At 73.1% G+C, this 12608-nt stretch carries 11 protein-coding genes; 9 read left to right on the forward strand and 2 right to left on the reverse strand.

The genetic code is table 11. The annotated features are described in order from the left end of the window. The first annotated feature begins 326 nt into the window (after positions 1-326). From V6V47_RS12995 to V6V47_RS13010, 4 genes are all read left to right on the forward strand, one after another. On the forward strand, positions 327-3359 hold the full coding sequence (locus tag V6V47_RS12995; RefSeq protein WP_334628429.1) for a S8 family peptidase: 3033 nt from the start codon (positions 327-329) through the stop codon (positions 3357-3359). A gap of 97 nt (positions 3360-3456) precedes the next feature. Further along, the gene (locus tag V6V47_RS13000; RefSeq protein WP_334628430.1) at positions 3457-5880 is read left to right on the forward strand and encodes an ATP-binding protein; all 2424 of its coding nucleotides are present in this window, start codon (positions 3457-3459) and stop codon (positions 5878-5880) included. A gap of 86 nt (positions 5881-5966) precedes the next feature. Beyond that, entirely contained in the window at positions 5967-6587 is a 621-nt protein-coding gene (locus tag V6V47_RS13005; RefSeq protein ID WP_334628431.1) for a bifunctional 4-hydroxy-2-oxoglutarate aldolase/2-dehydro-3-deoxy-phosphogluconate aldolase, read from the forward strand. Beyond that, positions 6584-7525, forward strand: a complete 942-nt coding sequence (locus V6V47_RS13010) for a sugar kinase (RefSeq protein WP_334628432.1) — start codon at positions 6584-6586, stop codon at positions 7523-7525. The genes V6V47_RS13005 and V6V47_RS13010 overlap by 4 nt, the downstream gene beginning before the upstream one ends. A 20-nt stretch (positions 7526-7545) precedes the next feature. Here V6V47_RS13010 and V6V47_RS13015 read toward each other — a convergent pair whose 3' ends face one another. Then, positions 7546-8496, reverse strand: a complete 951-nt coding sequence (locus V6V47_RS13015) for a PrsW family intramembrane metalloprotease (RefSeq protein ID WP_334628433.1) — start codon at positions 8494-8496, stop codon at positions 7546-7548. 169 nt (positions 8497-8665) lie between these two features. Here V6V47_RS13015 and V6V47_RS13020 point away from each other — a divergent pair, with 169 nt between their 5' ends. Further along, on the forward strand, positions 8666-9196 hold the full coding sequence (locus V6V47_RS13020) for a DUF421 domain-containing protein (RefSeq protein ID WP_334628535.1): 531 nt from the start codon (positions 8666-8668) through the stop codon (positions 9194-9196). A 45-nt stretch (positions 9197-9241) separates the two neighbouring features. Here the strand turns inward: V6V47_RS13020 and V6V47_RS13025 are convergent, their stop codons facing one another. Then, on the reverse strand, positions 9242-9997 hold the full coding sequence (locus tag V6V47_RS13025) for a dienelactone hydrolase family protein (protein ID WP_334628434.1): 756 nt from the start codon (positions 9995-9997) through the stop codon (positions 9242-9244). Between the two features lie 195 nt (positions 9998-10192). Between V6V47_RS13025 and V6V47_RS13030 the strand changes: the two genes are divergently transcribed. The 4 genes from V6V47_RS13030 to V6V47_RS13045 all read left to right on the forward strand — a co-directional run bounded on the left by V6V47_RS13030 (position 10193) and on the right by V6V47_RS13045 (position 12594). Continuing rightward, positions 10193-11125 (forward strand): SDR family oxidoreductase, encoded by a 933-nt coding sequence (locus V6V47_RS13030; protein WP_334628435.1) that lies wholly within the window; start codon positions 10193-10195, stop codon positions 11123-11125. 140 nt (positions 11126-11265) lie between these two features. Beyond that, the gene (locus V6V47_RS13035; protein ID WP_334628436.1) at positions 11266-11691 is read left to right on the forward strand and encodes a hypothetical protein; all 426 of its coding nucleotides are present in this window, start codon (positions 11266-11268) and stop codon (positions 11689-11691) included. Further along, the gene (locus V6V47_RS13040) at positions 11670-12191 is read left to right on the forward strand and encodes a universal stress protein (RefSeq protein ID WP_334628437.1); all 522 of its coding nucleotides are present in this window, start codon (positions 11670-11672) and stop codon (positions 12189-12191) included. The genes V6V47_RS13035 and V6V47_RS13040 overlap by 22 nt, the downstream gene beginning before the upstream one ends. A 43-nt stretch (positions 12192-12234) precedes the next feature. Continuing rightward, positions 12235-12594 (forward strand): SAV_915 family protein, encoded by a 360-nt coding sequence (locus tag V6V47_RS13045; RefSeq protein ID WP_334628438.1) that lies wholly within the window; start codon positions 12235-12237, stop codon positions 12592-12594. Positions 12595-12608 lie beyond the last annotated feature (14 nt).

The following is a 12608-nucleotide window of genomic DNA, read 5'->3' on the forward strand; positions in this document are numbered from 1 at the left end:
AGCGTCGGGCCGGCCGGACCCCGGACGATCCGGACGGCACCGACGGCCACCGGAAGCCAAGGCCGCAGGCGCGGGAGCGGGGAGCGGGGAGCGGGGAGCGGGCGCGGAGCGGCCCGCTGGTGGCCCAAAATGACGCGCAAAGTACCCGTGACGTTACGAGCTTGTTTCCAAGGTTACGGCCACGTTACGAGTGCTTCTGCTTGATCGATGCCGATCCTAGGTTTCGGCCACCGTCATCAGTCGTGGCGGCCGGCACCGAACGTGGAGGCAACGACGTGCCACAACCGAACGCACATCGGCCCGGACGGACCAGACGCGGAGTCAGCATGCTGGCCGCCGTCGCGCTGACCGCAGCCGGTCTGACGAGCCTGCCGAGCGGCGCCGCAGCCGCCCCGGCCAGCACCGGACCGACCGCCCGCTACCTGGTCCAACTCGACGAGGAACCGCTGGCCACCTACACCGGCGGCGTCCCCGGGATCGCGGCCACCAAGCCGACCCCGGGCGGCAAGCTGAACCGGACGTCCGGCAGCGCCAACGCCTACCGTGAGCACCTGCGTCAGAAGCGCACGTCGGTGCTGGAGGGTGTGGGTGTGCCGGCGAACCGGACGCGGGTCACCCTGGAGACCGCGTTCAACGGCTTCGCCGCGGACCTGACCGGCCCGCAGGCGGCCCGACTCCGGGCCACCAAGGGCGTGCGGGCGGTGTACGAGAACCGCAAGGTGCAGGCGACCACGTCGCACACGCCGGACTACCTGGGCCTGACCGGCAAGGGCGGGGTGTGGAACAAGGAGTTCGGCGGCGACTCGCACGCGGGTGAGGGCGTCATCGTCGGTGTCATCGACAGCGGTTACTGGCCGGAGAGCGCGAGCTTCGCTCCGCTGCCGACCCCCCGGCCGGACCAGGCGGTCATCGACGCCAAGTGGAAGGGCACCTGCGACGTCGGCACCGAGGCGCCGGTCAACTGCAACAACAAGGTGATCGGTGCCCGCTGGTACAACGACAGCGGGATCGCCGACGCGTTCCCGGACGACTACTCCTCCCCCCGCGACCGCAACGGCCACGGCACCCACACGGCCAGCACCGCCGCCGGCAACTTCGGGGTACCGGCGACGCAGGCCGGCAAGGACCTCGGCAAGATCTCCGGCATGGCGCCGGCCGCCCGGCTGGCGATCTACAAGGCGCTGTACGACAACGGCGCTGGTGGCGCTGGCGGCACCGAGATCGACATCGTGCACGCCATCGACGATGCGGTCTCCGACGGCGTCGATGTGATCAACTACTCGATCGGTGACGACAGCGAGTACTTCGGTGCGGTCGACGCGGCGTTCTTCAACGCTGCCGCCGCCGGCGTGTTCGTCTCCGCCGCCGCCGGCAACTCCGGCCCGTACGCGAACACGGTCGACAACTCGACCCCGTGGGTGACCACGGTGGCCGCGAGCACCACCGACCGGGAGTACAACCGGAAACTCACCCTCGGCAACGGCACCACCATCACCGGCGCCGGCATGGGCGACACCGGCGTGTCGTCGACGCGACTGGTCTTTGCGAAGGACAGCGCGCTCGACCCGAGCGACACCTACGGCGCCGAGCTCTGCGCCGACGACACGCTGGACCCGGCCAAGGTCAAGGGCGCGATCGTGCTCTGCCTGCGCGGCGAGATCCCCCGCACCGACAAGAGCATCGAGGGCGCCCGGGCGGGTGGCGTCGGCATGGTGCTGTTCAACAGCGAGCTGAGCTCCCTCAACGCCGACGTGCAGACCGTGCCGACCGTGCACATCAATGAGATCGACCTGGCCACGGTCACCGCGTACGTCAAGGCCGGCAACGCCACGGCGAGCATCTCGCCGAGCAAGCTGGAGATCGTCGACGCGCCCTCGGTCGCGGCGTTCTCCTCGGCGGGTCCGTCCAACCTGAACGCCGGTGAACTGCTCAAGCCGGACATCAGCGCGCCCGGCCAGGACATCGTCGCGGCGTTCTCCCCGTCGCAGGGCGGGAACGACTTCGCCCTGGAGTCGGGCACGTCGATGGCGGCGCCGCACATCGCCGGCATCGCCGCCCTGCTGCTGGCCAAGCACCCTGGCTGGTCGCCCGCGGCGATCCGCTCGGCGATGATGACCAGCGCCCAGAGCACCACCGGCAAGGGGAAGCCGATCAAGATCGGCACGTACGACGCCACCCCGCTCAACTACGGTGCCGGCCAGGTCACGCCCGGCAGCGCCTTCGACCCGGGCCTGGTCTACGACTCCAACGAGCAGGACTGGCTGCGGTACCTGTGTGGAGTGTCCGCGGACCGCGGTGGCGACTTCGGGCTCGGCAACCTGGGGGGCTGCGACACCATCGGCGCGATCGACACCGCCCAGCTCAACTACCCGTCGATCTCGTTCGGCCGGATGGTCGGCAAGCAGAAGGTCACCCGCACCGTCACCAACGTCAGCGGCAAGGCCAGCACCTACACCTCCTCGGTGCAGGCGCCGAAGGGTTACAAGGTCAAGGTCACCCCGGCCAAGCTGCGGATCGGTGCCGGTCAGAGCGCCCGCTTCACGGTGGAGGTCACCAACACCGGTGGCGCGTTCGACACCTGGGCCGACGGTGCGCTGACCTGGAACGACCAGAACCACCACCAGGTGCGTACGCCGCTGGTCGTGCACAACACCGGGCTGACCGCACCCGACGCCATCACCGGGACGGGCACCTTCGGCAGCGTCCGGGTCGCCGCCGAGGTCGGCTACCAGGGTCAACTGATCTCGCAGCTCTCCGGCCTGACCGCCGGCACCAGCAGCGCGGTCACCCTGCACGGCGACGGACCGTCCTGGGACTGGAGCTCCTCGAACAACCTGCCGGTGCCGCTGCCCGCGTCGATCAGCAAGACCACGCTGCACGTACCGGCCGGCACCCGCAGCCCGCAGATCCACGTGACGTCGGAGCGGCCCACCTGCTCGCACATCGACTGGGAGGACGAGGAGGGGGTGATGGAGTGCACGGAGTTCAGCCTCAACGTGTACGACACCACCGGTAAGTTCGTCACCGCCACGGCCAGCACCCGGATCGGCGCCAAGGTGACGCTGCCGGACGGCGGCGGAGACTACATCGTCGTCGTCGAGCAGGAGTTCACCGAGAACCTGCCGAAGGGGCGCGAGGACAACGCGTACACCGTCACCACCTACCTGCCGGGCGCGCCGGGCACCTCCGTCGGTCGGGCCGTCATCGACCCGAAGCAGCGCAGCGTGCAGGCGGGTGCCACGGCGAACCTGACGCTGCGCTGGTTCGGGCTCGCCCCGGGGCAGCGCTACGTCGGGGTGCTGGAGTTCCGCAACGGCAGCGGTCTGCTCAAGACCGTGCCGGTCACCGTCCAGTCCTGACGGTGCCATCGACCCGGCGGGCCGACGTGTGACCCAGATCACCGTCGGTCCGCCGGCCGGCCATCGGTCACCGCAGAGGTGATCTGCTCGCCGCACGGTGATCGACAGCGGCGAGGGCAAGACGCGGGGCGGCGGGGGTCCATCTCCCGCCCGCCCCGCGCGCCTGCGCGGACCAGTCGAGTTCGTCGGACGTACGGCGGAGCTGGCCCAGCTACGCCGACTCCTCGAGGCCCCGCCGTGCCTGGTCCTGCTGGAGGGTGAGCCCGGCATCGGCAAGAGCCGACTGGTCGCCGAGCTGCTCGCCAACCTGCCCGGCCGGCACCTGATCGGCGAGTGCGACGACGTACCGGAACCCTTCCCGCTCGGTGTACTGCTGGACGCCGTGCGGACGGGGACCGACCGACTCGGGCCGCTCAGCCCGGTGGCCGGCGCCCTGGCGCCGCTGCTGCCCGAGCTGGCCGACGTCCTGCCCGCCGCACCCCCGCCGTTGGCGGACCCGGCGGCCGAGCGGCACCGGCTGCTCCGAGCCGTCGCCGCGGTGCTGGCCGCGCTGAGCCCCACCACCCTGCTGCTCGAGGACCTGCACTGGGCCGACCCGGCGACCTGTGAATTCCTCGCCTACCTGAGTACCCACCCGGTGGACGGCCTGGCCGTGGTGCTGACCGCCCGCACTCCGGCGCCCGGCGGCAGCACGCCCATCCACGACGCGTTGGCGCGTACATCGCCGTGGGCGGTCACCCGCGTGCCGCTGGGCCCGCTCGACGCGGAGGGCGTACGACAACTGGCCGCCCGGACGCTGCGGCTGGACGACCCGCCGCCACAACTCACCGACGCGCTGCTGGACCGCACCGCCGGCATCCCGTTCGTGGTCGAGGAGGTGCTGCGTACGCTCGCCGAGCGCGGCGGTGACCCGCTGGCCGACGACAGCGTCCCGTTCGTGCTGCGCGATGTGCTGCTCTGGCGGTTACGCCCGCTCGACGAGGCGACCCGGGAGGTGCTCGGCGCCGCCGCCGTGCTGGGCCTGGCACCGGACCAACGCGTCCTCGCTGCGGTGCTCGGCACGGAACGGACGGCGGTGGGCGCGGCGCTGACCAGCGCACACCAGGCGGGTCTGCTGCACGACGCCGGGGACGGGCTGCGCTTCCGCCACGACCTGGCCCGGCAGGTCGTGTACCACCTGGTGCCCCGGGAGACCCGGGAGTGGCTGCACCTGCGCGTCGCCCGGGTGCTGGAGCAGGAGCTGCCCCGGCCGGTCGCCCAGTTGGCGCACCACTACCGGCTGGCCGGCAGCGGCGCCGACTTCATCCGCAACGCCGAGGCGGCCGCCGACCTGGCCACCGAACGCGGTGACGACGCGACCGCGGCCGGGTTCCTGCTCCAGACCATGGACATCGCCGAACTGCCCCGACCGGTACGGGCGCGGCTGGCCGGCAAGTTGGGCCGGTCGGCCATCGACGGACTCAGCCAGGCGGCGGCGATCCCGGTGCTGGAACGGTTGCTGGCCGATCGGCGGCTGCCGCCCGGCGCCCGGGGCGAGTTGGGCCTGGTGCTCGGGCGGATGCTGCGCCAGCAGGGTGAGGCACTGCGCGGGTACGCCGAGATCGAACGTGCCGTGCCGTACCTGCGGGCACCCCGCCGACGGGCCCCGGCCCTGGCGGTGCTGGCGGCCCCGGACACGGTCGTCGGCCGGCATGTCGACGACCACCTGGCGCGTTGTGCGGAGGCGGAGGTCGCCGCGGCGGCCAGCCGGGACCCGGCGGCCCACCTCGCGGTCCGCATCGCTCGCGCCTCGCTGCTGCTGGAGCTGGGCGACCGGACGGCCTGGACGATCATCGCGGAGCTGCGCGCCTCCGCGGAGCTGTCGGACCGACCCCGCGAGCACGCTCGGGCGTGCCTGAACTGGGCGCAGGGTGCGGTGCACGCCGGGCATCTGGACCAGGCCGCCGCGCTCCTGACCACCGGCCGGGAGTTGGTCGAGGAGACCGGCTACGAACGGCTGGCCACGCTGGTGGAGGCGACCGAGTTGTCGCTGGACCGGGCGGCCGGGCGATTGGACGGGCTGACCGAACGGCTCACCCGACTGGTCGCGGCCGCCGAGCGGATGCCGGTGACCCTGCTCGACGCGCGGTCCGAGCTGGCCACCGTGCTGGCCCGCACCGCGGTGGGCGATCAGGTGGGGCCGGCCGAGCGGGCGCTGCGCGAGGTGGTGGCCGACGCCCGACGGGTGGGTGCGATCTGGCCGCTGGTGCAGGCGCTCTCGGCGCTGGCCCGGCTCACCCTGGTCGCGCGGCCGGACGAGGCGGTGCGCCACGCGACCGACGCGCTGTCGCTGGTGCGGGGCAAGGGCATCCTGGCATGGGCCGCCGACGCCGTCCTGGTGCTGGCCGAGGCCGCCGTGGCGGCGGGTGATCCGGCGCGGGCCGAGGCCGCGGTGCACGAACTGGCGGCCGGCATCGAGGGCCGGGACGCGCCACTGGCCCTGGCCGTCCTGCGCCGGTGCCGGGAACTCGTTCCGGTCTGAGCTGGTGCGACGGTCGTCCCGCCCGCGCGTGAGGTCGCCGGGCGGCTTACCATCTCCGCTCACCGCTTCCCCTGAGGACACCCCCGATGAACCTGCTCGACGAGTTGCGTACCCACCGACTGTTGGCCATCGTGCGCGGCCCCGACCCGGCCGCGGCGCTGGCCGCGGTCCTCACCCTCGCCGAGAGCGGCGTCGCGCTCATCGAGGTCTCGCTGACCGGCGCCGACGCGCTCGGCATCATCCGGCGCGCCCGGGCCGCCCTCGGGCCCGGCTTCGCCCTGGGGGCCGGCACCGTCCTCAGCACCGAGGACGCCCGGGTGGCGGCCGACGCCGGCGCCACCTTCCTCGTCACCCCGGCGCTGGCGCCGAGCCTCGCCGAGGCCGGCCGGCTCGGGCTGCCTGTGCTCGCCGGCGCACTCACCCCCAGCGAGGTGGTGCAGGCCAGCAGCGGCGGGGCCACCGCGGTCAAGCTGTTCCCGGCCTCACTGGGTGGGCCCGACTATCTCGGCGCGCTGCGCGACCCTTTCCCGGGCACCGCGTTCGTGCCGGTCGGCGGCGTCGACGCGGACGGTGCCCGGCGCTACCTCGACCGGGGAGCGGTCGCGGTCGGTGTCGGCTCCCCGCTGCTCGGTGACGCCGTCCGCGGCGGCGACCCGGCGGCGCTGCGCGAGCGCGCTTCCGCCTTCCTGACGGCGGTCCGGCCGTGACCGATCTGCTCACCCTCGGCGAGACGATGGCGGCCTTCCGCAGCACCGGTCCGCTGCGGCTGGGCGGGACCGCCGGCATCTCGGTGGCCGGCTCGGAGTCGACGGTGGCGATCGGCCTGGCCCGGCTCGGCCACCGGGCCGCCTGGGTCGGGGTCACCGGCGCCGACGAACCCGGTGAGCTGGTCCGCCGCACGCTGCGCGCCGAGGGCATCGACCTGACCTGGTCCCGGGTCGACCCGGCGGCCCCCACCGGGCTGATCCTCTTCGAGTCCCGGGTCGCCGACATCAACCGAGTCACCTACTACCGCGCCGGGTCGGCCGGCTCCCGGCTGCGTCCGGCCGACGTCGCGAGCGCCTTCGACGCGTCCACGCCGCCGCCACGGCTGCTGCATGTCACCGGCATCACCTGCGCGCTCGGCGCCGAGCCGTACGAGGCCGTGGTCACGGCCATCCGGCTCGCCCGCGCGGTGGGCACCACCGTCTGCCTCGACGTCAACCACCGGCACCGACTCTGGTCCGTCGCCGAGGCCGCCGCCGCGCTACGGCCTCTGCTCCCCTCGATCGACCTGGTGGTCGCCTCCGACGACGAGTTGGCCGTCCTGACCGACGCGGCCGACCCGGTCGCGGCGCTGCGCGCGGCCGGCGTGCCCGAGGTCGTCGTGAAGCACGGCGCCGACGGCGCGACCAGCCACAGCGCGTTCGGCACCGTGCACTGCCCGGCCCGTACGGTGCCGGTGGTGGACACCGTCGGCGCCGGGGACGCGTTCGTGGCCGGGCTGCTCTCCGGCTGGCTGGACGGCGTCGACGTGCCGGCCCGGCTGGACCGCGCGGTCACCACCGGCGCGTTCGCGGTGGCCACCCGGGGTGACTGGGAGGGCCTGCCCGACCGGGCGGAGCTGGCGCTGCTCGACCACGGGCCCGGCGGCACCGTCCGCTGACCACGGCGGCGGGCCGCGAGTCAGGCGGGCTGCGTGCCGGTGGGCACCCGGAGCCCGGCGGGGGTCGAGTCGCGCCGACGCCCGGAACGCCACTCCAGCAGTAGCCAGACGATGCCCACCGCGGACACCACGGCCAGGCCCGCCCATTCCAGCAGCGGCAGCAATCGCGCCTGCGCGGCCGACGGCTCCACCAGGTACCCGTTGGACGTCCGCTGGTACGACTCACCGTTGGTGAGCAGCAGGGTGAGGCGCAGCGCGATGGAGTGCATCGAGTCCCAGAGCGCGTGCAGCACCGAGACCCCCAGGTAGGCAAGCAACAGGCGCAGCCCGACCCGGAAGTGCTCGCGGGTGCTCGGGGCGAACAGGACGCCGCCGAGGATGGCGGTCCACAGGCCGTGCCCCACCGGGGCGAGCAGCCCTCGCAGCAGCTCGGTCTGCACGAGCTGCACCACGGACAAGCCGTTGGCGGTGAACAGCGCCGTGAAGGCGTACCCGGCGGACTCGAGGGCGGCGAACCCGAAGCCGACCGTCGCGCCGAGGACCATGCCGTCCCGAATGGACTTGTGCGCCAGGTGCCGGGTCAGCAGCGCCAACGCCGCGAGCTTGACCGCCTCCTCGATCAGCCCGACCCCGCCGAAGAGCCAGCCGGACGGACGGAGCAGGTAGGACTCCAGCACCGAGGCCGCGAGCACGCCGAGCACCCCGCCGGTGACGAACGTGCTGAAGACCAGGTCGGAGGTCAGCTCGCCGGTGTCCCGGCGGTCGAACGCCCAGGCGACGAACGTGACCGGCACCAGAAAGCTGCCCAGCAGCACCAGGGTCGGGATGAGGTTCGGATTGCCGGTGATAAAGGTGATCACGACGGTGGCCAGCCAGAGGGCGAACCCGACGCCGAACATTCGCAGCCAGCGGCGCCGGGGTCGAGCGGGCGACGCTGCCGGGCCGTCGGCACCGAGGGTCGTACGGTCCATCAGTCCTCCACCGGGAAGCGCCGTCCTCCACTGGTCGGACCGGTCGATCCGACCCGGATCGGCCGGGGTGTCGGCCTCCGCAGGGCGATTTCAGCCTAGTGATGCGCCGTTGGTCAAGACCGTCCCCTGCCGGCAGGCATGGCGGGTCAGCCGGCGGGTAGCCCGTCGGGTGGCCGACTGGAAAGGCGTGTTCGTCCCGGACACTCCGTTGCTGGAGATCGTGATCCGGGGCAGCGTCATGTACCTGGCGCTCTTCACGCTGCTGCGGGTCATCCTCAAGCGGGAGAGCGGCACGACCGGCGTCACCGATCTGCTGGTGATCGTGCTGCTCGCGGACGCGGCGCAGAACGGACTGTCCGGCGGCTACCACTCGGTCACCGACGGGGTGCTGCTGGTCGGGGTGATCATCGGCTGGTCGTACCTGCTGAATGCCGTCGCCTACCGCTGGCCAGCCGCCTCCCGGCTGATCCGGCCCGGGTCGCTGGTGCTGGTGCGGGACGGGCAGATCATGCGGAGCAACATGCGCCGGGAGCTGATCACCAACGAGGAGCTGCACACCCTGCTGCGGCAGCAGGGTGTCGCCGACATCGCGGACGTCCACGAGGTGCGGATGGAGAGCGACGGCCGGTTCAGCGTCACCACCCGGACGCCCGGCCGGGCCCGGCGTGACGCACAGAATCCGCCAACTCACCTCGGCTGAGCGTCGGCCGGCCGGCGCATGGTCAGGCGGCCGGCCGACGCATGGTCAGGCGGCCGGCAGAGCCCGGTCCAGCAGGTCGAACAGGGCGACCCAGTGCCGCTCGGTGGCCCGCTCGTCGTAGGCGGCGGTGTCGGCCATGGTGAAGCCGTGGTGGGCGCCCTCGTACACCTCGGAGCGGTACCGGACACCGGCCGCGTCGAGCGCCTTCTCCAGGGTCGCGATCTGCTCGGGCGTCATCGACTGGTCCTGGTCGGCGTGCCCGAGGTACAGCTCGCCGGTGATCGAGTCGACGCCGAGGTGCGGGCTGTCGGGGGCGTCGGTGACGACCCGCCCGGCGTGGAAGGTGGCCACCGCAGCGATCCGGTCCGGGTGCGCCTCGATGGCCCGCAGTGCGTTCGTACCGCCCATGCAGTAGCCGGTGATCGCCACCGGACCCGGCCGGACGTCGTCCCGAGCGGCCAGGAAATCGAGGTACGCCGCGCTGTCCCGGCTGATCACGTCGGCGGTCAGCGCCCCGATCAGCGGCATGATCTTCTCGAAGATCGCGCCGCGCTGGTCCGGCTCACCGAGTCGGGACAGATCGAACAGCGGCGCCCGACCGCCCCGGTAGAACAGGTTCGGCGTCAGCACGAGGTAGCCCCGGGCCGCGATCCGCTCCGCCATCTCGACCAGGCGGGGACGCGGGCCGAAGGCGTCCATGAAGAGCAGCACCGCCGGGAACGGGCCGTCCCCGTCCGGTCGGGTGAGGCTCGCGTCCGCTGTTCCGTCGCTGGTCGGGATGTCCACCGTCGTCGTCTGCACCAGGTTCTCCTCGTACGCCAGTCGTTGGTTCGTCCGGAACGCTACTCGCCGCCCCGGGGGCCGGCGGGGGTCCGGGCTACCGGGCAGCCAGCCAGGGACCGCCGGTCCCTGGACAAGTCGACCCTGGTTGGCGGGCGGCGGCCGGCCCAGGGTTGGCACTGACCGAAGAAGAACACCGTCGAACTGGGGGACGTCGTGCTCGACCTGACCGTTCCAGACCTGACCGGGCGACTCGCTGTCGTGACCGGCGGCAGCGATGGGCTGGGCCTCGGCCTGGCGACGCGGCTGGCGCGGGCCGGCGCCGAGGTGGTGCTGCCGGTTCGCAATCCGGCCAAGGGCGCCGCCGCGTTGACCGCCGTCCGAGCTGCCGCGCCGGACGCCACCGTCTCGACCCGGGAGCTGGACCTCGCCTCGCTGGACTCGGTGGCCGCGCTGGCCGACACTCTGCTCGGCGAGGGCCGACCGATCCACGTCATGATCAACAACGCGGGTGTGATGACACCTCCCACCCGGCACACGACCACCGATGGCTTCGAGCTCCAGTTCGGCACCAACCATCTTGGCCACGTCGCGCTCACCGGCCGGCTACTGCCGCTGCTGCGCGCCGGACGAGCCCGGGTCACCAGCATGTCCAGCAGCGCCGCCCGCTCCGGCCGACTCGACTGGGACGACCTGCAGAGCGCCCACCGGTACGCGCCGATCCGCGCGTACAACGCCTCCAAGCTGGCCACCCTGCAGTTCGGGCTGGAACTCGACCGGCGCAGCCGGGCCGGCGACTGGGGCATCGTCAGCAATGTCGCCCACCCGGGCACGACGATGACCAACCTCTATGCGTCCGGCCCCAACCTGGGTCGCAGCCGGCCCTCGCTGCACCACTCCGTGATGAACCGGCTGGCCCGTTGGGGCTTCCTGGTGCACTCGGTGGACGCCGGGTTGCTCCCCGCCCTCTACGCGGCCACCAGCCCGCAGGCACAGGGTGGCCGGTTCTACGGCCCGGACGGCATCGGGCAGTTCACCGGCAAACCGACCGAGTTGGCCGTCTACCGCTCGGCCCGGAGCACGGACGACGCCGCCCGACTCTGGAGCGTCTCCGAGCGGCTGGTGGGCGTGGAGTTCCCGCACAACTGATCACCGCGCGGAGTCACCGCGACCACGGGAGACCCCTTGGTCGCGGCGGGCCGTGAACGCCGCGTCAAGATTTGCCGTTGGCCCGTCAGGACGGCGTATCGACGGGCCATCCGGCCGCCTCGGGTGGTCACGATGGGCTCATGAGTCCTTGGCGGATGACACGCTGGGAACGCGGAAACCTGCCACCCGGCACCGACACACCCTCGGGCCGGGATGGCGGCGCCGGTGAGCCGGCGGTGCCCCCCGACACCGTGACGGCCGAGCCCGAACGGCGGCACGAGGCGCTGGTCAGCGTCCGACTCGGCCCGTCCGCGCCCGGCAGTCACCTGGTGGAGTACCTGCGGCACGAGCCGTGCGCGGTCGCCGCGTGGTGGATCGCGGCCGACGTCGACGCCGTCGTGCGGCTCTCCGCCGGAAGCATGACCGTGCTGCACCGCGCCGTGGCCGACCTGCGCCGCCGCGCCGGGGTGGAGGTGGTGGTGGCGCACTCGGTCCTCCGCGCGCTGGACCTGACCACGACGGCGGACCCGCGTACCGCCCCGACGTGGATCGCACCCGCCGCATGAGCCGCCCCTGCACCACCCCACGGATCGTGGTCGGCATCGACCGATCGTTCGCCGGGATGCAGGCGGTACGCCGCGCGGTGCAGTTGGCCCGCCGCGAGGGCGCGCAGCTCGACGCCGTACGGGCGTGGGTCTTCGCGCCGACGTGGCGGCCCGGCACGCTGACCTGGCGCTGGCAGGACGAGTGCGACCGGGCGGCCCTGGTCTACCTCCGCGGCGTCCTCGACGCGGCGCTGGGTGGGCTGCCCCGGGACGTGCCGGTGCGGCTGGTGGCGACGCAGGGCTACGCGGGTCAGGTGCTCATCGACCATGCGCACCGGGAATCCGATCTGCTCGTCGTCGGCAGCCCGGAACGCCGTCGGTTCGGCGGCTCACACGGGCACGTGACCCGGTTCTGCGTGACACGGGCGGCGGTGCCGGTCGTCGCGGTGCCCGCACCGACCTGGGCACGGGCGGCGACGATCCGCCGCTTCGCCCGCGACCTCGACCACTTCAGTCGATGACCGTCGCCACCACGGCGACACGAACGAAAGGATCGGCCCGACCATGGACGAGGCCCCGATAATCTACGCCGTTCCGGTGCGCGAACTGCCGGGACGGATGGTGCGGACCGTGCGGACCGGCCGGTCCCCTCAGGGCCAGCGGGTGGGCATCGCCTTCACCCGACCGGAGCTGCTGGTCGCCGCGATGGGCGCGGACCAGCAGTGGGAAGAGTTGTGCGAGTCCGCGCTGCGCGGCATGCTGCGCCCGCTCGGCATCGACCGGATCCAGGTCGACCCGCTGCTGGTGGCACCGCCGGTCGACCCGGGTTTCGGCGACCGGGCAGCGCCGACCGTGCCGAGCCGCGTCCCGGCCGCACCCGTCGGCCCACGCGCCGGGGCCGACCCGGTCCCGGTCGGCGCCTGACCGGGACCGGTCGG

The organism is Micromonospora sp. CPCC 205539 (assembly GCF_036906815.1).
GTDB lineage: Bacteria > Actinomycetota > Actinomycetes > Mycobacteriales > Micromonosporaceae > Micromonospora.

Excerpts from the sequence above, each read along its gene's own strand:
- V6V47_RS12995 (WP_334628429.1), top strand. The coding sequence starts at position 327 with ATGCTGGCCGCCGTCGCGCTGACCGCAGCCGGTCTGACGAGCCTGCCG.
- V6V47_RS13005 (WP_334628431.1), top strand. The coding sequence starts at position 5,967 with ATGAACCTGCTCGACGAGTTGCGTACCCACCGACTGTTGGCCATCGTG.
- V6V47_RS13015 (WP_334628433.1), bottom strand. The coding sequence starts at position 8,496 with ATGGACCGTACGACCCTCGGTGCCGACGGCCCGGCAGCGTCGCCCGCT.
- V6V47_RS13035 (WP_334628436.1), top strand. The coding sequence starts at position 11,266 with ATGAGTCCTTGGCGGATGACACGCTGGGAACGCGGAAACCTGCCACCC.
- V6V47_RS13045 (WP_334628438.1), top strand. The coding sequence starts at position 12,235 with ATGGACGAGGCCCCGATAATCTACGCCGTTCCGGTGCGCGAACTGCCG.